Origin of the sequence: Deinococcus aetherius, from assembly GCF_025997855.1 — a bacterium.
Classification (GTDB): domain Bacteria; phylum Deinococcota; class Deinococci; order Deinococcales; family Deinococcaceae; genus Deinococcus; species Deinococcus aetherius.
The window spans coordinates 370,944-392,420 of the sequence record NZ_AP026561.1 but is presented as its reverse complement, the minus strand read 5'-3'; the positions used below and the strand labels follow the sequence as shown (position 1 = coordinate 392,420).

At 69.3% G+C, this 21,477-nt stretch carries 18 protein-coding genes; 9 read left to right on the top strand and 9 right to left on the bottom strand.

Annotated features, from left to right (window positions below):
* Nucleotides 1-152: 152 nt before the first annotated feature.
* The 3 genes from DAETH_RS17960 to DAETH_RS17950 all read right to left on the bottom strand — a co-directional run bounded on the left by DAETH_RS17960 (nt 153) and on the right by DAETH_RS17950 (nt 2,996).
* Complete coding sequence (locus DAETH_RS17960; protein ID WP_264777486.1) at nt 153-866, bottom strand: IS6 family transposase; 714 nt, start codon at nt 864-866, stop codon at nt 153-155.
* Nucleotides 867-1,094: 228 nt separating this feature from the next.
* Nucleotides 1,095-2,225 (bottom strand): IS701 family transposase, encoded by a 1,131-nt coding sequence (locus DAETH_RS17955; RefSeq protein ID WP_406585111.1) that lies wholly within the window; start codon nt 2,223-2,225, stop codon nt 1,095-1,097.
* Nucleotides 2,226-2,414: 189 nt separating this feature from the next.
* Nucleotides 2,415-2,996: a TetR/AcrR family transcriptional regulator gene (locus DAETH_RS17950; protein WP_264777485.1), complete on the bottom strand. Its 582-nt coding sequence runs from the start codon at nt 2,994-2,996 to the stop codon at nt 2,415-2,417.
* A 98-nt stretch (nt 2,997-3,094) separates the two neighbouring features.
* Between DAETH_RS17950 and DAETH_RS17945 the strand changes: the two genes are divergently transcribed.
* Nucleotides 3,095-3,547 (top strand): DUF1772 domain-containing protein, encoded by a 453-nt coding sequence (locus tag DAETH_RS17945; RefSeq protein ID WP_264777484.1) that lies wholly within the window; start codon nt 3,095-3,097, stop codon nt 3,545-3,547.
* Between the two features lie 291 nt (nt 3,548-3,838).
* On the opposite strand, the gene DAETH_RS17940 is transcribed toward DAETH_RS17945, so the two are convergent.
* From DAETH_RS17940 to DAETH_RS17920, 5 genes are all read right to left on the bottom strand, one after another.
* Nucleotides 3,839-6,064, bottom strand: a complete 2,226-nt coding sequence (locus DAETH_RS17940; RefSeq protein ID WP_406585122.1) for an esterase-like activity of phytase family protein — start codon at nt 6,062-6,064, stop codon at nt 3,839-3,841.
* Between the two features lie 269 nt (nt 6,065-6,333).
* On the bottom strand, nt 6,334-7,446 hold the full coding sequence (locus tag DAETH_RS17935; protein WP_264774679.1) for a transposase: 1,113 nt from the start codon (nt 7,444-7,446) through the stop codon (nt 6,334-6,336).
* 61 nt (nt 7,447-7,507) lie between these two features.
* On the bottom strand, nt 7,508-7,993 hold the full coding sequence (locus DAETH_RS17930) for an iron chaperone (RefSeq protein ID WP_319993747.1): 486 nt from the start codon (nt 7,991-7,993) through the stop codon (nt 7,508-7,510).
* Between the two features lie 112 nt (nt 7,994-8,105).
* On the bottom strand, nt 8,106-8,516 hold the full coding sequence (locus tag DAETH_RS17925) for a VOC family protein (RefSeq protein ID WP_264777482.1): 411 nt from the start codon (nt 8,514-8,516) through the stop codon (nt 8,106-8,108).
* A 4-nt stretch (nt 8,517-8,520) separates the two neighbouring features.
* Nucleotides 8,521-8,970, bottom strand: coding sequence for a helix-turn-helix transcriptional regulator (locus tag DAETH_RS17920; protein WP_264777481.1), 450 nt, complete (start codon nt 8,968-8,970; stop codon nt 8,521-8,523).
* Nucleotides 8,971-9,140: 170 nt separating this feature from the next.
* Here DAETH_RS17920 and DAETH_RS17915 point away from each other — a divergent pair, with 170 nt between their 5' ends.
* The 7 genes from DAETH_RS17915 to DAETH_RS17885 all read left to right on the top strand — a co-directional run bounded on the left by DAETH_RS17915 (nt 9,141) and on the right by DAETH_RS17885 (nt 19,007).
* The gene (locus DAETH_RS17915; RefSeq protein ID WP_264777480.1) at nt 9,141-10,322 is read left to right on the top strand and encodes a hypothetical protein; all 1,182 of its coding nucleotides are present in this window, start codon (nt 9,141-9,143) and stop codon (nt 10,320-10,322) included.
* A gap of 647 nt (nt 10,323-10,969) precedes the next feature.
* A complete protein-coding gene (locus DAETH_RS17910) occupies nt 10,970-12,994 on the top strand; it encodes a hypothetical protein (RefSeq protein ID WP_264777479.1) in 2,025 nt (674 codons plus the stop codon).
* Between the two features lie 177 nt (nt 12,995-13,171).
* Complete coding sequence (locus DAETH_RS17905; protein WP_264777478.1) at nt 13,172-14,020, top strand: SMP-30/gluconolactonase/LRE family protein; 849 nt, start codon at nt 13,172-13,174, stop codon at nt 14,018-14,020.
* Between the two features lie 85 nt (nt 14,021-14,105).
* Nucleotides 14,106-14,750 carry a TetR/AcrR family transcriptional regulator gene (locus DAETH_RS17900; RefSeq protein ID WP_264777477.1) on the top strand — a complete coding sequence of 215 codons (645 nt, stop codon included), beginning with the start codon at nt 14,106-14,108 and terminating at the stop codon, nt 14,748-14,750.
* A 137-nt stretch (nt 14,751-14,887) separates the two neighbouring features.
* Nucleotides 14,888-16,003, top strand: coding sequence for an LLM class flavin-dependent oxidoreductase (locus DAETH_RS17895; RefSeq protein WP_264777476.1), 1,116 nt, complete (start codon nt 14,888-14,890; stop codon nt 16,001-16,003).
* Nucleotides 16,000-16,608, top strand: a complete 609-nt coding sequence (locus tag DAETH_RS17890) for an NADPH-dependent FMN reductase (RefSeq protein ID WP_264777475.1) — start codon at nt 16,000-16,002, stop codon at nt 16,606-16,608. Before DAETH_RS17895 ends, DAETH_RS17890 begins: the two co-directional genes overlap by 4 nt.
* Nucleotides 16,605-19,007, top strand: a complete 2,403-nt coding sequence (locus tag DAETH_RS17885; RefSeq protein ID WP_264777474.1) for a beta-glucosidase — start codon at nt 16,605-16,607, stop codon at nt 19,005-19,007. The genes DAETH_RS17890 and DAETH_RS17885 overlap by 4 nt, the downstream gene beginning before the upstream one ends.
* A gap of 16 nt (nt 19,008-19,023) precedes the next feature.
* On the opposite strand, the gene DAETH_RS17880 is transcribed toward DAETH_RS17885, so the two are convergent.
* Entirely contained in the window at nt 19,024-19,710 is a 687-nt protein-coding gene (locus tag DAETH_RS17880) for a GntR family transcriptional regulator (protein WP_264777473.1), read from the bottom strand.
* Between the two features lie 472 nt (nt 19,711-20,182).
* On the opposite strand from DAETH_RS17880, the gene DAETH_RS17875 reads away from it, so the two are divergent.
* Entirely contained in the window at nt 20,183-21,430 is a 1,248-nt protein-coding gene (locus DAETH_RS17875; RefSeq protein ID WP_264777472.1) for an ABC transporter substrate-binding protein, read from the top strand.
* Nucleotides 21,431-21,477: the final 47 nt, after the last annotated feature.

Below are 21,477 nucleotides of genomic sequence, written 5' to 3'. Positions count from 1 at the left end.
CCCTTTCGAAAGGACGCTGCCACCCGGCGGCGTCTTTCGTCGTTCCCAGCCGGGCCGCCAGAGGAGGAAAAATAAAACCTGTTCCGCTGGTTGTGGCAAGTTGTTGGCTTCTAGAAAGCAGAGGGGGTGTGGGAAGGCAAGCGGCCTGAACTTCAGGCCGCCTGCCACACAGTGTCTTGCCAGGTCTTGAAGGCGGCTTGTTGATGGTGCCGACGATGACGTGCGGGAACGGTGGACCGAGCTGGGTGGTGAAGATTCGCGATGCGGGCACGAAGGTCGAGGAAACCTTGCGCCCGCTGCCATGACCGGAAACCTTGCTGCTGACGTTCCTGCCGTCTTGTCGGGCGGTGGGACTGTTCGATCAGATTGTTACAGCGAGCGGTAGACACGACTTGGACGTGCTCCACCGAGTGGAGCACGGGAAGCTCACGCAGGGCTGCCCCATAGCTCCACAGCTTGTCGGTATGGATAATCTCCGGCACGTCGTATTTCCCCAGCAGTCGCTGGAAGAACGATCTGGCGGCCTCGGTGTCGCGGTGTTCCTGAAGGAGAACTTCCAGCACGGCTCCGTGTTCGTCCACGGCCCGCCACAGCCACTGTTTGACACCCCCCACGTCCACGCACATCTCGTCAAGGTGCCACCGGGAACCCCGACGGGGTTCCCGGTGGCGGAGATCCTGAGCAAAGAGATCAGCGAATTTGAGGCACCAAGTGCGGATGGACTCGTGGGTGACGGCGATGCCTCGTTCCAGCAGAAGTTCCTCGACGTCCCGGTAACTGAGGGTGAACCGGTGGTAGAGCCACACGGCGTAGCCGATAACCGCAGGGGGGAACCGGTAACCGGGGAGCTTCTGACCGCTGAGCACTGCGTCACCCTACCTCAACAACTTGCCACAACCGGCCAGAGGATCGATGAAAATGAGAGGCGGGAGTGACAGACCGAAGCTGACAGCCCAGTAGCAGGACTTTGTCACTTCTATTGGGGCTCATGGGGACGCTCCTCGCACCTGTTCCCCGCAATGCGGACAGCGACCGAGCCGGACCTCCTCCAGGGTCCGGCTCGCTGCTCGCCGTGCCTGGGGCAAGGTCACGACCTACGCGGTGCCGCAGGTCGCGGCGCGTACCGTCTGCAAGAACAGCATTGTCAACATCACCAACACCACGTGGTGCGTCAGGCCCCGCCACGACCGCCCCTCAAAATGGTCGAGTCCCAGTTCCTCCTTGGCCTGCTCGTGCAGCGTTTCGCAGGACCAGCGCGCCTTAATGTCCCGAACAATTTGCGCTTTGGAAGTGCTCGCCGGGTGGTTGGTGACGTAGTACTTGATCTCACCACCTCGACGCTTCTCCCCGACTACCCACACCAACTCGCCAGGGAGGTGGCACCCACGCGCGTCCTCAACGCCATCGGCGATGCGTGCTCGCACGATCACCCAGCGCGACTTTTTGCCGCCCTTGACCGTATGCCAGTGGTGCGGCGGCAAGGTATGCAGCATGGCCCTGACGGGCCGTGCCTGCTTACTCGGGACCGGGTGTTTGTTAGGCCGCCCCTTTCCCTTGGCCTTCGGTGGTGGATCGTGCACGGTGACGTGTTCACCGAACACCTTCTGGTGGCCTACGATTCCGACAGCCCAGGTGAGGCCGCGGGTGGTGAGCGCCTGACGGAACTCTTTGCTGACGCCGTACCCGGCGTCAGCGAGCACGACCCGGAACGTGACACCTTGTGCTCGCACGCGGTCGAGTTCTTCCAGGGCGAGGTCGGCCTTGGACTTATACGTTTGGAGGTCCAACAGCCGCATGCCGAGCGGCGCGAAGACGCGCTGGTCGGCCAGGGTCAGGGTCACCAGCGCCTGACAGTTGGCGAGTTTCCCGAGCGCACCGCAATACTGATGGGCGACGCCGACGCTGTGCTCGCCACTCTTGGGCAGAGCGGTGTCGTCAATGATCAGCACACTATTCTTCCCACCACAGAGGGACTGAGCGCTCTCAGCCAGGAGGCGGTCGAGCGGGTCAGTCTCCCAGGGGCTGACGTTTAGGAAATGGTGGAGGCGTTGATACGGCAGCCCGACGTGCTCAGCGATGGGCTCGGTGCTCTTCCGTTCCAACGGAGCAAGGAGGCCGCGAAGGTACTTGGGGAGACAGGCGCGCTGCTTAGCGTGGTCGAAGATTTTCAAACAGGGAGAGAGGAAGTCGGAAAAGGACCGCTGCCAGTCGCGGGGGACGGACACACTCGCCAGGATCAGTCACCACGGCGAGGGGCGGCTGAGCGCCGCCCCTCGTCTGTTGGCTGAAACGGACCGTAGGCCCGTCCCACACCACCGGTCACGGGAGGCCGAGATGTCCTGCTTCCCCTTCTCACCACGCTCCACCGCACAACGCGCTTGCTGCCCACACCGCCGCCCGTGTTGTTGGGCGCATCAACGTTCTTCCCCGACCATCCAATTCACGAGCACCTCGAGCCGCTCTGAGGTCTGCTCGGGGGGCAGCCGACCGGCGCGGGTGAGGGTGACCAGGCCATGCAGCGCCGCCCAACAGACCTCGGTGAACAGTCCCGGGGCGACCCCACCGGCGACTCCACCCAGCGTGTCCAGCAGGGCCGTGAACGCCTCGCGCAGCGGTGCGGGTGTGGCCTCATCCGCGAACGGGAGTCCGCTGCTGAGACTGAACATGGCGTCGTAGACAGCGGGATGACGCTCGGCGAAGGCCAGGTAGGTCCTGGCCAGCGCGGCGACCGCCGCACGCCCGGCGGCCCCGGTGGTGACGGCGCTGCGGATGGCCGCCGTCAGCTCGGCGAAGCCGTCGAGCGCGACGGCCCCGACGATCTCGTCCTTGCCGCGGAAGTGGCTGTAGAGCACCGGCTGGCTGTACTCGATGCGTTCGGCGAGCCTCCGTACGGTCACGGCGTCCCAGCCCTCGGTCTCGGCGAGTTGGCGAGCCACTGAGACGATCAACCGGTGGCGTTCGGAGCGCTCGCGTTCCTTGCGTTGATGTACAGTCATGCCGTGAGGCTAGCATCGCTTGACATGTTGGCAATGCTAGACCTAGCATTGCACTAGTATCTAGCGACGCTAGTAAAGATTTGAGGACGGGAGGACGTATGCAGGAATTGCTGGTGGTCGTGACCATTGTGCTGGTCGGGTTGATGGTCGGCGTGGAACTCTCGGTGGCAGCTTTCGTCAATCCAATCTTCGGCCGACTCCCGAACGACGCTGGAGTTGCGGCCCGAAGCGATGGAGCCCGGGTGCTCGGCCGGGTGATGCCGTTCTGGTATATCGGGTCCGTCCTCCTCGGGGCAATTTGGGCCGCCCAGGCATGGGGTCGTCCGCAAGCGCTGACGGTTGCCGTGGCTGCGGCGTTGCTGGTGGTGAGCGTCGTGATGTCCATCGTGCTGCTTGTGCCGATCAACGCCCGGGTCGCTCGCTGGTCCTCGGAGGGCGTCCCTGTCGACTGGCAGCAGCAGGTTGGCCGCTGGGACGGCTTGCACTACATCCGGGTGGGGATCATCGTTGCCGCGTTCGTGCTGCTGGTCCTGGCTGGCGTAGCGGCCTAGCGGCCTGAGCTGGGCGTGCCTACGCCGAGGCAGCAACCGTTCTGCGCTCTATAGGAAGGAGCGCCGCCAGTGGTGTGGGATGAGCATACCGTCCGTTTCGGTCAGCACGACGAGGGGCGGCGCTCAGCCGCCCTGAAGTGACAAAGTCCTGTTAAAACAGGTTATATTTTCCTTCCTCTGCCGCGTGGAGGTGAAGGCGGGCGGGACCACCTGCCGCCGAAAAGAAGACTGCCCCACAAGCGACGACTTGTGGGGCGGCCTCCGGGCAACGACCCCGGTCGAAGTCCCCGCCTACCGCCCCACGCCGGGCGCGAGGGTGAGCGGCGCGTCGAGCCGCAGCCACAGGAACTCGGTGTGGTCCTTCACGTCCGCGCCGCGTCCGCCCATGCCCGGGTAGTTGTTGTCGTTGGCGACCAGGATGGTGTTCGCGTCGAGGACGAGGACGTTCTCGATGGTCACGTAGGGGAAGGTGAAGACCCCATTCCGGGTGCTGGGCGCGAGCCCCTGGGGATCGGAGACGTTCATCAGGTCGGCCACCAGCGTCTTTTTGAGGGTGCCGTCGGTGTTCTTCTCACGCAGGCTCACCCGGTACACGCGCTTGACCTTCGCCGTGGGGCCGCTGCCGTTGTCGCGTTCGATGACCAGGGACTCGTCCGCATTCACCGGCGTCAGGTCCCCGATGGCGTTGGCGGGGTCGTCGAGGAGGTAACGGCCTGCGAGCGTCCACTTGCGGGAGGCGAGGTCGAAGGCGTGGAGCCGGAGTTGCCCGGCCGGGTCGCCCACGACCGTCTTTTCCAGCAGGGCGTACAGGGTCTTGCCGTCGGGGCTGAGGCTCACGCCCTCGAAGCCGCCGCTGCTCCCCAGGTTCGCCGCGCTGGGCTGCCCCGGCGCCGGGGCGACGAGCGCGAACGCGGGGTTCTGGGGGCTGCGGACCTCGGCGGCCGTGTACTGCCCCACCACCCGCGCCCCGGTGGCGGGAAAGTCGGTGAACAGGCCGTCCACGCCCGCACGCAGGGCCTGGCGCATCTCGGCCTCGGGGTCGTTCGCGTAGACGGGCAGCAGGTAGGGCGGCTCGTTGCGGAAGGTCCAGGGGTGGACGAGCAGCCCGGCGGCGTGGGCGCGGGTCACGAAGTTGGTGGTCTTGCCCCCGTCGTCGATGATCCACCGCTTGTACGGCCCCACGCCGCTCGCGTAGGTGGCGATGTCGCGCAGGGCCGCGTCGGTCGTCAGGGCGTCGTACTTGCGGGCGTCGCCCCTCGCCACCCAGTCGTAGGGCGCCTCGTCGGGACTGCTGACAAGCTGCACGAGGGGCAGATTCACGCCCGCCCTCGGCATGATGTTCGTCTTCAGGTCGCGCAGGTTCGCGGTCTCGAAGGACTGGACGAACACGCGCCCCGGGTCGGTGAAGCCTTCCTTTTTCAGGGTGTCGATCAGGAGCTGCGAGGTGTTCAGGCCCTGCGCCGCGAAGTAGGTCGGGTGCTTCGTCTCGGGGTAGATGCCGACCTTGCGCCCGGTCCTCGCCTCCACGTCCCTGACGAGGGCGATGACCTCCGCGAGGGTGGGCACCTCGAACTGGCCGTCGTAGGCTTTCCCGCGCAGGGCGGGCAGGCGCTCCACCGCCCGCAGGGTCTTGAGTTCCGCCAGGGTGAAGTCCTCGGCGAAGTAGCCGCGCACGTCCACCCCGTCGAGCTTCTTGGTCGTGAGGCGGGAGGCGAACTCGGGGTGGCTCGCCACGTCGGTCGTCGCCTCGGTGACCTTGCCGCTCGCGTCCACAGCGGCGATCACGGGCTCGTGCCGGGCGATCAGCACGCCGTCTTTCGTCACCACGAGGTCGGGCTCGATGAAGTCGGCGCCCGTCTCGATTGCGACGCGGTACGACTCCAGCGTGTGCTCGGGGCGGGTGCCGCTGCTGCCCCGGTGGCCGATGACGATGGGCGCTTGGTTTCGCAGGGTGGGCAGCCCGGGCAGGTTCGGCGTGGGAATGGGCGCTTCGAGCAGCCGCCCGTCGGCCGCGAAGTGCAGCAGGAAGGGGCCGAACTCGTCGCCCACCCAGAGCGTGCCGTCGGGGGCGAAGGCGAAGCCCTCCACGTCGAAGTCGGCGCCGGTGAGCAGCCGCTCGGGGCTGGCCTCGTTCACGATGGGCCAGGTCACCTTGCGGTCGGGGTCGCGCAGTTGGATAGAGGTCCCGACCTCGGCGCGGCCCTGTCCGCCAGGCGCGGTCTTGGCGGTCAGGTTCACCCGGTACAGGCGCAGCAGGTAATCCGCGCTGTTCGCCTTGCTGCCGAAGCCGTTGTCGCTCAGGAAGACGTACCCGCCGCCCGGGGCGCGCCGCACCCCCGAGAAGCCCTGCACCGGCTGGCTGCTGAACCGCGCCGGGCCGCGCAGTCCCTGGGCGCCGAAAGCGCCGCTCGGCGGGCCCGCGGCAAAGGTGTCGGCGGGCAGTTCCGCGTACCCGACGAGCGTGGCGGCGTGGGTGCTGCCCAGGCTCAGGCCCAGCAGGGCCGTCAGGCGGACCAGGGTGTGTCTCACTCCCGCAGTGTTTGAAGTTCCCGTCAGCCCCAGGTCGGCGCGGGGTCAGGGCGCGGTCAGGTTGGTGGGCGAGGCGCCGTCTGCTCACCCGACCTCACCGGGCTCTGACTCGGCGGCCGGGGGAGCGGACCGCTGGAAGCTTGACCACCGCTGTCAGGGCTGCATCGGGACCGCGGAAGAGCCGCACAACTGAGGGAGGCCCACTTTCGCAGAAGACCTCTTGCGACGAGTTTGTGCCTCAACTGACATCTTGCAATTTAGGTTGAGGGGACGGGAAGTGCATGCTGGAAGGCGTCGAGCGCGTCCAGCTCCAGTTGGAGTGCTTGACGACGCACATCGGGGACGAACGAGAACCGTACGGTTCTCGCCAGATCGCCCCAGTCGGGCCACATGCCTGCTCTCCCCACAGGCAGATCGAGGTTCTGGAGATGGCAGAGGAGGAAGGCTGTCCCAGAGAGGCACCACCAGCGCATCACCCCCTGTTTGCTGTGCTGGGCGAAGCGTTCGAGCCCAAAGCGTCCCTTGACCGTTTTGAAGAAGGCTTCGATCCGCCACCGGCACTTCCCCAGCCGAGCCAGGTACTTGCCCCCCAGATCGAGATTGGACATCACGAAGCGTTGTTCAGGCTCTTTGTTGCGGTAGAGCCAGACCCAGGAGACGCACATGGTGTGGTCAAGCCCTGTGGGCTTGACCAGGCTCCCCCGGACCATCAGGTCACGGACCTGCCGCCCACCCTCCAGTTTCCGGGTGCAGCGCACGCCGACCACGATGTCGAGGCCACGGGCGAGAACGCCCCGAATAAACTCGGCACTCTCGAAGCCCCCGTCTGCATGCAGACGGGGACGCCGTTTTCCAGACATCAGGGCAGAAGGAACGGTGCGGAGCAGCTTCAACGCGAGCTGCGCGGGGGAAGGGGTCCCCTTCCCCCGCCAGATTTGAAAAGCCCAGGGCAGACGAAGCTGCCCGCAGCACAGGTACAACACCACCAGGTGAACGCCGTGGACGCTGTTGAAGGTGTGAACCCAGTCGGCAAGTTCGCTGAACTTGCCGGTCTTTTCCAGGCTGGTCAGGTCCACCAGCAGTTCCAGCCGAGGGCGCTGGTGGGGCTGCTGTCGCCACCAGTCCTGCACCGTCTCCAGGGCGTGCTGACGCAACACTCGGCACAGGTGCCGGGTGTCCCAGACCGCGTGATTGAGGAAGCGGCTGAGAGCTGAGGGAGATTTGACGGTGGCCCGTTGGGGTAGCGGTCTACCAGAACCATCCAACAGCAGGTCGAGGAAGACCTCGAACGACTCCCGATGCTGCTTGCGGGAAAAGCAGGGCAGGATGTCAGAATACAACCGTCTGGAACGCTGTTCTTTTGGGTTCACACCCCACAATGGGGCCAAAAGGGCGTTCCAGACGTCCTTTCCCTCAACTGCAAGATGTCAGTCAACCCACCGCCTTCTTCACGAGGGCGCCGATCCTGGCCTCGTCATCGGCGGTCAGCCCCGTCAGCGCGAAGGAGGTCGGCCACATGGCGCCGTCGTCGAGGTTCGCCGTGTCGTTGAAGCCGAGCGTCGCGTACCGCGAGTTGAACTTGTGCGCGGCCTGGAAGTAGCAGACGACCTTGCCGTCCCGGGCGTACGCGGGCATGCCGTACCAGAGTTTCGGCGAGAGGGCCGGCGCGCTGGCGGTGATGAGCGCGTGGAGCCGCTCGCCCAGGGCACGGTCGGGTTCCGGCAGCTCGGCGATCCTTGCGAGCACGGCGCTCTCCCCATCCGCCCTGTCCCTGTTCACGCGCGCTTCCGCCCTCAACTCCTTGGCACGCTCCCTCATCGCGGCCCGTTCCTCTTTCGTGAATTCCTGAGCCGTCCGGTCCGGCGCGGCCCCGCTCGTGGCGGACTTCGCCGGCTTCCTGGGTGTCTTTGCCGTCATGGTGCTTCCTCCAGTCGGGGTGGGTGACGGCGGCCCTACGGCCGCCACGAGCGTCGTGTGCCGGCTCTTTCGGCACCGTCCGTGCGGATTGCGGCGGTACTCTCCAGAAGGCTCAGCGCCGTTCCTGGATGCGGATCAGCGTGCCGGCGGGGTCGCGAAAGGCGCAGTCGCGCACGCCGTACGGCTGCTCGGTCGGCTCCTGGACGACCTCGGCGTCGCTGGCCTGCACCCGCTCGAAGGTGCCGTCGAGGTCGGCGGTGGACAGGATGATGGTGGCGTAGGTGCCCTTGGCCATCATCTCGGCGATGGTGCGGCGCTCGCCCTCGGTGAGGCCGGGGGTGGCGACCGGAGGGTACAGGACGATGGACGTGTCCGTCTGGTCGGCGGGGCCCACCGTGATCCAGCGCATCCCGCCGTACCCGACGTCGCCCCGGACCTCGAAGCCGAGGGTGTCGCGGTAGAAGGCCAGGGAGGCGTCCGGGTCGTCGTGCGGGAGGAAGGTCTGGTGAATGGTGAGGTCCATGGGGTCACTCTAGGCGCGGCCCGGGGTCCGGCGCTTCTCGATTCCTGATCGGCCGGGTGACCTGTTTCGCCACGCAGGGCGGCAGTCCCGCCGCCTTGCCCCCGGGCTGGGCCCGGTAGGTGCTGGGCGGCACCCCGACCAGTTCGGTGAAGCGCGTGCTGAAGGTGCCCAGCGACGAGCAGCCGACCTCGAAGCAGACCTCGGTGACGCTGAGGTCGCCCCGGCGCAGCAGCGCCATCGCGCGCTCGATGCGCCGCGTCATCAGGTAGCTGTACGGCGACTCGCCGAAGGCGCGCCGGAATGAGCGGCTGAGGTGCCCGGCCGACATGTTCACGCCCCGGGCGAGCGCCTCGACGTCGAGCGGCCGCGCGTACTCCCGGTCGATCCGGTCCCGGACGCGGCGCAGCCGGGCGAGGTCGCGCAGGTGCGGCGTCGCGGCCGGTCTGCTGGTCACGCCATGATCGTGCCACGTCGCGCCGCATGGCTCAAGCTGGCCTGATCACGAGAGGAGCACGACACGGAAGGCGACGGAAACCTGTACGGGTTGTCAACCCGTCGGGTGGTGGGTGCGGCAGCGTGACCCCGCGTTGTCAGGCATGCGTTCGGGGAGCAGACTGGGAGCCTATGCCCACTGTGCGCCACACATGCGCCCTGTCCGTGGTCGCGCTCGTGCTGACAGGACCGGCGACCGCCGGTGGACGGGAACCGGGCACGGTGTTCGGTCCGCTCAACGTCGACAGCGCCCGCGACGTCAGGGAGGTGCGACTCGCGGTCGCCCCAGACGGTGCCGTGACCGTCGCCTGGACCGAGGACACCCGCCGGCCGGGCGAGCGCTTCGGGCAGGGCGTGTTCGTGAAACGGCTGGTCGGAGGGCGCTGGGCGCCGCTCGGGGGCAACCTCAACTATTCGCACCCGCGCGACGCGACCACCCTCGACCTCGCCCTCGACGAGGCGGGACGACCGCTGCTCGCCTGGAACGAGAATCTCGCGCACGCGGACATCCATGTGTTCCGTGCCTGGACCGGCACGGGCTGGACGAGCTGGGACGTGCGGCGGCTCGGCCAGGACCTCACCTACGCGGCGAGGGTGCGCGCCCTCGCCGCGCGTTCGGGTGAGCCGGTGCTTGCCTGGGGGGTCCAGGACACCGACCTGCCCGGCACCCGGCTGTACGTGCAGACGTGGAACGGCCGGACGTGGGCGCGGCTGCCCGCCCTGAACAGCGGTCGCCACGTCGCGCTCTCCCCGTCGGTCGCGCTCACCGGAGGGGGGGCACCCGTCGTGGCCTGGCTGGAGGGCGACGCCGCCACCAGCGACGTGCTCGTGAAACGCTGGAACGGCGCGGCGTGGGTCCCCGTCGGGGGTCCGCTCAACGTCCGCCCGGGCACCTACACCTTCGCCCCGGTGCTGCGCCTCGACGAGGAGGACCGGCCGGTGGTGGCGTGGCTGGAGGACCGGGGCGGGATCGACACTCTGTTCGTGAAGCGCTGGACGGGCCGCGCGTGGCGGCTCCTGGGCGGGGCACTCAACGTGGACGCGGGCAAGCCCGCCGAGCGCCCCTCGCTCGCGCTGGGCGCGGACGGCCGGGTGGTGGTCGCGTGGGCCGAGGGGCCGGAGGGGAAGCGGCGCGTGTACGCGAGGACCTGGGACGGGCGGGGGTGGCGGCCCCTCGTCGCCGGGAGCGTGGGCGCCCCGGGGCACGACGCCGACTTCGCGAACGTGGGGCTTGACGGGCGGGGCCGCGTGACGCTGGCGTGGCGGGAACGGCGGGGCAACACCCACCTCGTCCTCGCGCGGCAGGTCCCGTGAGCGCCGGGAGGGGAGGCTTCGGGCGAACGGCCTGACGAGGAGGCCAGCGTTCGTGGTGAGCCTGCCTGGGGTTCAGGGGACTCCAGGCGTCTCCTCCTGGTCCGCCCCCAACACCAGGACGAAGACGACCGGAAACCCTCGGCTCGCTCCCGGCCGGGAAGGGAACTTCCCCTCACCCTGACCCGAAAGCGAGGATGACCGCATGAGCCGCAGGGAGTTCAGCGGGGACCAGCTCACCGGGCTTCCTCAGGACGCCAAAAAGGGCGGAACGGCGGGCGGCGAGAACGCGCGGCTCCTGACCCGTGGGCGCGACAGGTGCAGGAGACCGAGGGGGCGTACCGTGACGCGAAGCTGTTGCTCGCGCCCGAACGCCGGACGACCCGCGTCCCCGGCTCCTGTTCATGCCCGTGCTTGCGGCCCTGTCGCGGGTGGAGGACGACCCGGGCAGGACGCGCCGAGACTCCCCCGGATCGGTTCGGTGGCAGTCCCGCGTCGGAGAACGTCCGGCAGGATGCTCGGGAGGACCCGGCCTGCCGCGCATTCTCCACCCAGTCTGGAACAGGGGTCTGCCCGCTCCGGCTTCTCACCGCAGGCAGACGCCGGGCCGCTACCGTTGACGGATCACTCACGCTCCTGGAGGAAAGACGATGAATTCGACGCGGCGTTCCCGCTCAGTGTGGTGCCTGCTCCTCGCGTGGGTGAGCACCCTGGCCCTCGCCCAGACCCCGGCCAGGCTGGGGAATCTGACGTACCGCGTCCCCCCGGGCTGGACCACCCAGACCCGGAACGGCGTGCTCACCCTCACGCCGAGGGACCTGCCGTCCGGCCAGACCGCCTTCATCCTGCTGTCCCCCGACGCGCCCCTCACCGGGGAGCTGCGCCCCTGGTTCGAGGCCCGTGTGCGCGGCCTGCACGGGAAGGTGCGGGTGCTGAACACGACGGCGGTTGAGGCGGCCAGGGCGAAGGACGGCTCGACCGTCCTCTCGCAGGGCGCCGTGGTCGTGGGCGGCTCGGGCGAGCCCCAGTACCGCTTTTACGTGGCGGGCGAGTTCGGCCAGGGTGCGGGTCGGCGCGCGGTGTTCCTGCTCTACCAGGCGTCGAGCCTCGACCTCGTGGGGCGGTACCAGGCGGGCCTGAATGCCCTTGCCGACTCGGTGGACCTGGCGGGGACGGCGGTGGCCGCCACCCCCGGCGCCCCGACGCCGCGCCCGCCGACGCCCGCCGGGGCGGCCACCCGGCCCACCCCGTCGCCCACCCCTTCCCCGGGCGCCACCCTGCCCGCCGTCAGGACCCTGAACGCCGCCGAGTTCGTGAAGGCGGGCGGGAACCCCCGGGAGACCCTGATCCCCGGCGAGTTCCGCTGCTATGAGGAACGCCGGGGCGACGACGTGGCGCGGCCCCACCTGACCGTGCAGATCCTGCCGGGCGGGGGGTACCGCACCTCGGGCGGGGGCGGCACCTTCAGCGTCCGCAAGGACGGCAGCCTGCGCAAGGTCCGCTGGCAGGGCGGTCCCCTGGGCGGCTCCTCGGAGGGCTACCTGGGCTTCGGCGACCACGGGCAGGACTTCAGCCTGGGCGACGTCGGGCCCCAGGAGCGCGACTACGAGTGCTACCAGGCGGGCGCGCGGGAGAACCTCGCCCGGCTGGAGTTCTCGCTCAAGACGCCCAAGCCCGGCAAGTACCCCTGCGTGACCGGCGACGGGAGCAACAAGGGGGCCGGAACGCTGGAGATCCTGCCGGGGGGGCGTTACCGCCTGGGCGGCGGGGAGGGGAGATACGCGGTGGACCTGTTGAGCGACCAGAACGAGGACTGGAGCGACCTGGAGTTCGCGGGCGGGTCCCTGGACGGCGCCAGCGGCTCCTACAGCGAGGGGGAGGACGGCGAGCGCGAGTTCAGCGTCTTCCGGCCCAAGGTGACGTGCAGGCTGGTGGTGAAGCCGACCCCGATTCCCCGCTACGGGACGGCCAAGGCCCCGACGCCGCCCCGGGGCTCGGGCGGGCTCTCGGGCGCGTACGCGAGCTGGCAGGCGGACGTGGGTGGGTACTGCGGCGGCCTGTGCTGGAGCTTTTACATCTTCGACAAGAACGGCTACGTGTACACCGACGAGCCCGAGACCGGGCTGGAGGACGCGGACTGCTCGCGCACGCGGCCCAACGGCCTGCCCGTGTGCGAGGTGTACTCCTTCCGGGGCGGGCAACTCACAATCGGGGACGGGAAGCCCGAGCCGCTGAGGAAGAAGGCCGACGGGAACTACGACCTGGACGGCACCACCCTGACCGCCATCCGCCCCGTCACCGGGCTGAAGCTGGGCGGGAAGTACCGCAGCTTCTCGGGCTCGGTCAGCCCCGGCGGCATGACGAGCAGCTTCTCGGAGGTCTTCTTGCGTTTCCTGCCCGACGGCCGCTTCTCCCGGGAAGCCGCCGGGGGCGCCAGCTCGACCTTCACGGACAACGGCACGTCGTCCGGCACCACCACGGGCGGCGTGACCGCCACGGGGAGCCGCAGCAACGGCGGCACGTACCGTTTCGCGGGGAACACCCTGGAACTGAAGTACGCGGACGGCCGGGTGTCGCGCTCCTTCGCCTTCCTGCCCGAGATGAAGGGCGGGCAGCCGAATAAGGGCTTTGTGCACCTCGGTGGGCGCGACTACAGCCTGCAGGACGGGAAGTGAGAAGCGGCGGGGAGACGCCCGGAAAGGTGACCGCTGCCCCACACCCTCCCTGCGATTTGCCCTGATGGACGTCGTCGGGCGCCCAGGGCTCCAATGCGGGCCGGAGCCGCGCGGGCGCCCGCCCTCCCGATCCGGTTACAAAGGTTACAAAGGAGGGCGAACACAGGGAGGTGGGGGATGCGCGCGGAACAGGTGACGGACCCGGTGGCCTATCACGGCGAGGGTCCGGTGTGGTCGGAAGGCTGGGGCGGCCTGCGCTGGGTGGACATGCTCGCCGGGGACGTGCTGTCCCTGGGGGCGGACGGAACGGTCGGGCGCCGCCACGTCGGGCGGGTGGCCGCCGCCCTGCGCCCCCGTCGCGGGGGTGGGGCCGTCATCGGCGTGGAGCGGGGCTTCGCGCTGGAGGATGCGGACGGCACGGTGAGACCGCTGCCGGAGGTCTGGACTGACCCCGGCGTGCGGATGAACGAGGGCGGCTGCGACCCCGACGGCCGCTTCTACTGCGGCTCGATGGCCTACGACCAGAAACCCGGCGCGGCCAGGCTCTACCGCCTCGACCCGGACGGGTCGGTTCACGTGGTGCTGGAGGGCGTGACCATCTCCAACGGCCTGGAGTGGAGCCCGGACGGCACGCGGGCCTACTACAACGACACCGCGACCGGCCGCGTGGACGTGTTCGACTACGACCGGGAGGCCGGTCTCACCGGGCGGCGCACCTTCGCGGACCTCGCGGGCGAGGAGCTGGCGCCCGACGGGCTGACGGTGGACGCCCGGGGCGGGGTCTGGGTGGCCCTGGCGGGCGGCGGCGCGGTGCGGCACTACCGCCCGGACGGCAGGCTGGCGGGCGTGGTCGAGGTTCCCGCCAGGAAGGTCACGGCCTGCACCTTCGGTGGTCCGGGGCTGGGCACGCTCTACATCACCACCTCGCGCGAGGGGCTGGAGCCGGGGGAAGACCCGCTGGCCGGGGCCCTCTTCCGGGCGGAGGTCGGCGTCAGAGGGCAGCCAGCGAGGGAGTTCGCCGGGTAGGGCGCCAGGCACAGGGGGTGGGAAGCGGGCGGCACGCGAGGTGCCCGGGGCGCCCCGGGAAACGCGCTAGCCTGTGCGGCAGCGTATGACCGAACTGGAAGGATTCCGCACCCCGCAGCAGGACCGAAGTCGGCAGTCGTTCGAGCGGGTGCTGGAGGCGGCCATCGAAATTCTCGGGGAGGAGGGGTTCGAGCAGCTCACCCTGGCGAGCGTCAGCCAGCGCGCGGGCGTCTCCACCGGGGCGATCTACGGCCGCGTGCGCGGCAAGGAGGATCTGCTCGACGCCGCCCGGATGCGGATTCTGGAGCGGGTGGAGCGCCAGCAGGCCGAGATGCTCGCGGGCATACGCGCCGGGCGGCTGCCCTTCGATGCCCTGGTCCCGCAGATGGTGGGGGCGCTCGGCGAGTTCCTGAAAGCCCAGGCCAACCTGCTGCGCCCCCTGATGTCGCGGGCGCCCTCCAACCCGGCGGTATCGAGCGTGGGCAAGCGGTCCTTCCGCAAGCTGGAGGAGGGCTGGAGCGCCATCCTGCTCGAACACCGCGCCGACATCGGCCACCCGAGACCCGAACACGCCGTCCACGCGTGTTTCTCGCTGGCGTACGCCGCCTTCGCCCGTTACCTGGGGCTGGGCTCGGCGGCGGACGTGGCCGGTGAGGGGGACTGGGACGAGCTGAAGCACGACCTGGGCGAGATGGGCCTGCTCTTCTTGCGCCACTGCCTCCCCCGCTGAATCCATTGCCGCTTGACTTCTGATCAAATCCGTCGCACTCTTAACTAGAACGGTAATTCTAGTTTTGGTCCGTTGCCGTCCCGCCCGGCGTGGGGGATCGGCGGCGAGTGCCCGCACCACGCCACCCCGGAGGACCCATGCGCTTTTCCGTCTTTCTCGTCGGCCGCTCCACCGCTCCCGAACAGGACCGCGCGATCATCCAGGCGCTCGTAGAACACACCCGGGAGGCCGAGGGGCTGGGCTACGACGCCGTCTTCCTGCCCGACCACCACTTCACCGGGTACGCGCCCATGTCGAGCGACCCCTTCGTCTTCGCGGCGTACCTTGCGGGTCAGCTCAGGCGGATGCACTTCGGCATGTCGGTCACCACCGTTCCCCTGCACCACCCCGTCCGCTTCGTCGAGCGGGTCAACCTGCTCGACCAGCTCACGGAGGGGCGCCTGCTGGTGGGGATCGGGAGCGGCACCACCCCCGAGGAGATGATCGGCTTCGGGGTGAACTACAAGGAAACCTCGCGCATCGCCCAGGAGAACCTCGACGTCGCCGAGCGGCTGTGGAACAAGGGGCTGGACGACGATCCCGTGGTGTTCGACACCGGGCACTACAAGGGGGCCGTCATCCAGCGCATCGTCCCCGCCCCCTACGGCGAGCGGCACGCCCCCCTGATGAGCGTGGCCCTGCGTGAGGCCAGCGCCCTGCGGGCGGCCCGGAGCGGCTACCCCGCCTTCATCCCCGCCTTCACGCCGCCCAGGATCGGCGGAACGGAGCCCTTCACCCACGTCCGGAAGTACTTCAAGGTCTACCGGGACGCGCTGCTGGCCGCCGGTCATCCTGAAGAGGTGGTGCGCTCCGCCCTCTCGTGGACCACCCACACCTACCAGTGCGTGCACGTCGCCGAGACGGACGAACAGGCTCGCGAGGAACTGGAGGTCATCCTGAAGGGCTACCAGGCGGCTATCGACCGTGAGACGGTCTACAACAAGCGGGCCGAGGAGATCAGCGACGTGAAGATTCACGAGACGCCGAACGCGCTGAGCGAGGACTGGATCGGGACGTGGTGCCTGTACGGCAGCCCGGAGACGGTCCGCGCGCACCTTCAGGAGTACCAGGACCTCGGCATCGGGAACGTGCTGATGGGCTTTACCAACGGGCCCCTGACGGGCGAGCGCCTGCGGCTGGGCCAGCAGTCCATGCGCCTCTTTGCCGAGCGGGTCATGCCGCACTTCAAGCAGCCGGAGTTGGCCCGCGTATGACCGCCGGAACGAGGCCGTTCATCGTGGGGATCGGCGGCACCACCCGCCCCGGTTCCAGCGGCGAGAAGGCGCTGCGGGTGGCGCTGGCGCACGCGGAAAAGGCCGGAGCACGCACCCGGCTCTTCGGCGGCCCCGAACTCGCCGCGCTCCCCCTGTACGCCCCCGAGAAACAGGAGCGCAACGAGGCCGAGGTCGCGCTGGTCGAGGCCGTGCGGCAGGCCGACGGAGTGCTCGTCGCCACGCCCGGGTATCACGGGGGCGTGTCGGGGCTGGTGAAGAACGCGCTCGACCTGCTCGAAGACCTGCGGGGTGACGAGCGGCCCTACCTCGACGGGCGGGCGGTGGGGTGCGTCGTGGTGGCGGCGGGCTGGCAGGGGACCGGGGTGACGCTCAGCGCCCTGCGTGACATCGTGCATGCCCTGCGGGGCTGGCCCACGCCGCTCGGCGTGACCATCAACACCGTCGCCGTGCAGGCCTTTGCTCCCGATGGAAGCTGCACCGACCCGGCCACCGACGCCGGGCTCGCCACGCTCGCCGGGCAGGTCCTGCAGTTCGCGCGGGCGACCGCCGCCCTTCGTGGTCTGCCGTCCGGGGTGCCCGCGTGAACGCCGAGCCGTCCGCCCCGACCGCAGAGTGGACGCTGGACGAGGCGGCGACCCTCACCGCCGGGGCGGACCTGTGGTCCACGCCCGCCCTGCCCGGACGCGGCGTCCCCCCCGTGCGCATGGTGGACGGCCCGATGGGGGTCGCCAGCCCCCACATCGACGAGCGGGACGTGTCGCTCCTGATGCCCTGCGGCACGGCTCTGGCCGCCTCCTGGGACACCGATCTCGCGCGCCGGGTCGGCGAGGTGCTCGCGGGGGAATGCCACCGCCGGGGGGTGCAGGCCCTCCTCGGGCCGAACCTGAACCTCCCGCGCAGCCCGCTCGCTGGCCGGGCCTTCGAGACGTACTCGGAAGACCCGTTCCTGACGGGGGCCATCGGCGCCGCCTGGATTTCGGGCCTCCAGGCCCACGGGGTCTCCGCCGTCGCCAAGCACGTCGTCGGCAACGACTCGGAGACGCAGCGGCACACCATGAACTCGGTGATGGACGGGCGGACCCTGCGCGAGGTGTACCTCCGGCCCTTCGAGATGGCCGCCGGGGCGGGTGTGTGGGCGATGATGATGGCTTACAACCGCTGCAATGGTGTGACCTGTAGCGAGCAGGCGCACGTCATGGGCATCCTGCGGGGGGACTTCGGGTGGGACGGCGTGCTGATGTCCGACTGGTTCGGCACCCACGACGGCGCCCGCAGCCTGAACGCGGGCCTCGACCTGGAGATGCCCGGCCCGCCGCGCCAGATGGGGCCCAGGGTCGCGGAGCTGGTGGCGCAGGGCCAGGTGCCCGGGGAACGGGTCGCCGAAGCGGCGCGGCGTGTGGCAGGCTGGGCCCGGCAGGTGGACCGCTCGCCGGGGCGCGTGGAGGTGGAGGCCCATGCCGTGCTGACAGAAGCGGCTGCGGCGGGCTTCGTGCTGCTCAGGAACGAGGGGGCCGTCCTGCCCCTGCGTGCCGACCGATCCCTCGCCGTGATCGGCCCGAACGCCTCGGTGCCCTGCTACCAGGGGGCGACCTTCGCGCGCATCGCCCTCGCGGAAGACGTGCCGACGCCGCTGGAGGCCCTGCGGCGGCAGTTCGCCGAGGTGACCTACGAGGTGGGCGTCCCCCCCGAGTACCGCCTGCCGCCCCTTCCCGCCCTGCCGATCACGGCGGACGGCGGTGAGCGTGGCCTGACGGTGGAGTACGTCCCCGACACGGACCCGGGCGGGTCGCCCAGCTTCAGCGAGGTGCGGCGGACCTCCACCCTGGTCTGGTTCAGCGACATGCCGGGGGGCCTCAGCACGCAGAGGCCCGGCACGGTGCGGGCACGGACCCGTTTGAGGCCCGAGCGCAGCGGGGTCTACCGCCTGTTCTACGGCGGAACGGGCGACGTGACGTTCTTGGTGGATGGGGTGGAACGCGGTCGGCGCCCCTCCCCGGTCGTGTCGGGCGACGTGATGGGCCACCTGCTGCGGGGCGAGTCGGATTACGTGGACCTGGAACTCACGGCGGGCGAGGAGGTCAGGCTGGAGTTCGTCATGACCTTCGGGCCCGCCCGCGCCCAGGGGCTGTGGTACGGCGCCCGGCCGCCGGGGGTGCCCGACCTGCTTTCCCGCGCCGAGGAAGTGGCGGCCCGTTCCGAGCAGGTGGTGCTGGTGGTGGGAGAGACCGCCGACTCCGGGGTGGAGAGCCGCGACCGCACGACCACGCGGCTGCCCGGGGCCCAACTCGAACTGATCCGCCGCGTCTGCGCCGCCAACCCGAGGACGGTCGTGGTGGTGAACGCCGCCCACGCGGTCGACACGAGTTGGGCTGCCCAGGCCGCCGCCGTGCTGCACGTCTGGTTCCCGGGGCAGGGATTCGGCGCCGCCCTGGCCGAGGTTCTGGCTGGCCTGCGCGAGCCGGGGGGGAGATTGCCCGTCACCTTTGCCCGGCAGGAGGCGGATTACCCCGCCTTCGACCTCACCCCGGACGCCCAGGGCGACCTGCATTACGGGGAGGGCGTGCTGATCGGCTCCCGCTCCTTCGCTGCCCGGGGGATCACGCCCGCCTTCTCCCTCGGGCACGGGCTGGGCTACGCGGAGTTCGAGTACGGCGAGGTGACCATGCAGCCGCAACCCGACGGCGAAGTCCTCGTGGTCGTGCAGGTCGCCAACACCTCGGGCCGGGCGGGCAAGGAGGTGGTGCAGGTGTACCTGGAGCAGCCGGAGTTCGAGGGCGTCCCGGCGCATCCCGAACTCGCGGCCTTCGCGGCGACCGTCGTGCCCGCCGGGGAGACGCGAGCCGTGACCCTAACCATTCCCACCCGTGCTTTCCGCCGCTGGTCGGAGGCCGGGGGGCGGTGGGCGACCCCGCCGGGGACGCGGACCGTGAAGGTGGGGCGTTCGCTTGGGGACATCCGCTGGACGGGGCCGCTGACCCTCTGAACCCTCGCCCGCCCCCTCAGCCCCGGCGCACCTGCCCCTTGGTGGTCGGGCGCGTCGCCTCTTCCGCGTCCATCAGGTCGGCGATCTTGAGCCCGGTGCTCAGGATGTGGTGGTGCATCTCCCTCCCGGCCTCCTCGGCCTTCCCGGCGCGCATCAGTTCGACGAGGCGCCCGTGCTCCACGTTGCCCGACAGGCTGTAGTTGGTGCTCTCCAGGTGCTTGTGCAGGTAGTGCTGCACCCGGTAACGCAGGTCGCGGATTTGCGCGGCCAGATGCGGGCGCCGGGCGCGGTCGTAGATGACCCGGTGGAACTCCATGTTGTTCTGCGAGAAGCGCGCCATGTCGAACTGCCCCTCCGGGTGTTCCATCTCCGCGACGAGGGCGTCCAGGCGGGAGAAATCCTCCTCGGTGAGGTTCGGCACCGCCTTGACGGTCGCCAGTTCCTCCAGCACCGCCCGCATCTCGTAGATCTCGCGGATCTCGTCGGCGGAAAAGCGGGTGACCTGGGCCCCACGGTGCGGCTGGATGGTGACCAGACCCTCGGACTCCAGGGTGCTCAGCGCCTCCCGGATGGGCATGGTGCTGACCTCGAAGCGCTGGGCCAGGTCCTCCAGCCGCAGCCGCTCGCCCGGCTCGAACGTGCCGCGCACGATCTCGTCGCGCAGCATGTTCACGAGAGAGGTCTTGACCGTCCTGGGAAACATGGCGAGCAGTCTAGCACTAGATTTGATCAGATATCGTCTGGTCGACCCCTCAGTCAGCTTTGCTGACAGCTCCCCTGAGAGGGGAACCAGGTACCGCCTTTGCCCTCCAGGAAGCCGAGGCTGTTGCCTCCCTTTGAGGGGACTTGCAAAGTTGCGAAGCAGAGGTGGCCCGCAGGGCCGGACTCGCAGAGCTGCATGGCAGAGGGGTCAAACCGGGCTGTGCCCACCCTGCGCTGCGACTTTGCACTTGCTTTAGGACGCCACCTGGCGCCGGTCAACGTCAACCTCCCGACTTCCGGGGATGACGAGCGCTCCAAGACAGACTTGCAAAAAATCAGAACGTGGATTATGTTTGATCAAACATCAAAGAAGAGTAGTTGGGGGCAGGCGTGAGGCCAGCCCCGGGCGGTTCTCCGTCGGCTTTGACCGGTGTTTCCCTCGTCCCCCGTTCCCCCACGCTGGAGGTCCTGACATGAAGCGCACCCTCGCCCTGCTGTCCCTGACGGCCCTGCTCGCCTCGCCCGCCCTCGCCCAGAGCGGCGAACTGCGCCTGATCGCCCAGGCGAGCGAACAGGGCAACCCCACCATGCAGGCCCTGGTGAACGCCTTCATGAAGAAGTACCCCAACGTGAAGGTGAGGACCGAGTTCTTCCCCATCGGCACCGGGTACCCGCAGGTGCTGCGCACCCAGCTTCAGGGCGGGAACGCGCCCGACCTCTTCTACGTCACGGCGGGGTCGGGTGGGCAGGTCTCCGTGCTGCCCTTCCTGGACGCGGGTTACGTCGCCGACCTGAGCAAGCGCCCCTGGGCGAAGACGGTCATTCCCACCGCCTCCCGGGGCCTGTACTGGAAGGGCAACCAGCTCGCCGCCGTGCCGCTGGGGATGACCCCCATCGCCGCCGTCTACAACGCCGACCTGCTGGGGCAACTGGGCGTGAGCATCCCCAGGACGATGCCGGAACTCCTCAAGACCTGCCAGGTTATCCGCAGCAAGGGCAAGAGCATGTTCGCGCTGGCGGGCGCCAACCCGCAGAACGCGGGCCTGCTGGCGGCCACCCTGGCCGAGAACTACGTGCTGGGCAGCGATCCGCAGTGGAACGCCAAGCGCGCGGCGGGCAAGGTGACCTTCGCCGGGACGGCGGGCTGGAAAAAGGCCTTGCAAACGCTGCTCGACATGCAGAAGGCGGGCTGCTTCATCCCCGGCGTCGAGGGCGCGGACCTGCCCCAGGCAGCCCCGGCGATGGCAAGCGGCCAGGCCCTCGCCTTCGTGATTCCGACCGGCGCCATCTCGGCCCTCAAGAGCATCAACCCGAAGCTCAACCTGGGCGCCTTCGTACTGCCCGGCCCGACCGCCGCGAGCACCGTCCTCGCCGTCTCGCCGACGGACGCCATCGCGGTGTCCAAGAACTCGAAGAACCTCCCGGCGGCGCTGGCCTTCGCGGACTTCATCGCCACGGGCGGGGGCTCGGAACTCTACACCAAGGCGACCGGGGACATCTCCACCCAGCAGGCGGCGACGGGCAAGAATCTGCCTCCCGAACTCGCGGGCATCGCCCCGGCATTGACGCGCAAGAACCGCGTCTTCCCGCTCATCCAGATCGAGTGGAGCAACCCGCAGGTCTACACCACCCTCGGCGAGGGCGTTCAGGGCCTGCTGACCGGGCAGCTCACCGTGGACGCGCTGCTGGCCCGCATGGACGCGGCCTGGAACCGGAAGTGAGGAAGAGGGCGGGGTGCGGTGATCGGCCGTGCCCCGCCTTCTTCTGA

What these genes read in the sequence shown, in the direction of transcription:
- DAETH_RS17905 (WP_264777478.1), top strand. Translation starts at nt 13,172, where the DNA reads ATGCGCGCGGAACAGGTGACGGACCCGGTGGCCTATCACGGCGAGGGT.
- DAETH_RS17945 (WP_264777484.1), top strand. Translation starts at nt 3,095, where the DNA reads ATGCAGGAATTGCTGGTGGTCGTGACCATTGTGCTGGTCGGGTTGATG.
- DAETH_RS17915 (WP_264777480.1), top strand. Translation starts at nt 9,141, where the DNA reads ATGCCCACTGTGCGCCACACATGCGCCCTGTCCGTGGTCGCGCTCGTG.
- DAETH_RS17880 (WP_264777473.1), bottom strand. Translation starts at nt 19,710, where the DNA reads ATGTTTCCCAGGACGGTCAAGACCTCTCTCGTGAACATGCTGCGCGAC.
- DAETH_RS17910 (WP_264777479.1), top strand. Translation starts at nt 10,970, where the DNA reads ATGAATTCGACGCGGCGTTCCCGCTCAGTGTGGTGCCTGCTCCTCGCG.
- DAETH_RS17895 (WP_264777476.1), top strand. Translation starts at nt 14,888, where the DNA reads ATGCGCTTTTCCGTCTTTCTCGTCGGCCGCTCCACCGCTCCCGAACAG.
- DAETH_RS17900 (WP_264777477.1), top strand. Translation starts at nt 14,106, where the DNA reads ATGACCGAACTGGAAGGATTCCGCACCCCGCAGCAGGACCGAAGTCGG.
- DAETH_RS17930 (WP_319993747.1), bottom strand. Translation starts at nt 7,993, where the DNA reads ATGACGGCAAAGACACCCAGGAAGCCGGCGAAGTCCGCCACGAGCGGG.
- DAETH_RS17950 (WP_264777485.1), bottom strand. Translation starts at nt 2,996, where the DNA reads ATGACTGTACATCAACGCAAGGAACGCGAGCGCTCCGAACGCCACCGG.
- DAETH_RS17925 (WP_264777482.1), bottom strand. Translation starts at nt 8,516, where the DNA reads ATGGACCTCACCATTCACCAGACCTTCCTCCCGCACGACGACCCGGAC.
- DAETH_RS17875 (WP_264777472.1), top strand. Translation starts at nt 20,183, where the DNA reads ATGAAGCGCACCCTCGCCCTGCTGTCCCTGACGGCCCTGCTCGCCTCG.
- DAETH_RS17890 (WP_264777475.1), top strand. Translation starts at nt 16,000, where the DNA reads ATGACCGCCGGAACGAGGCCGTTCATCGTGGGGATCGGCGGCACCACC.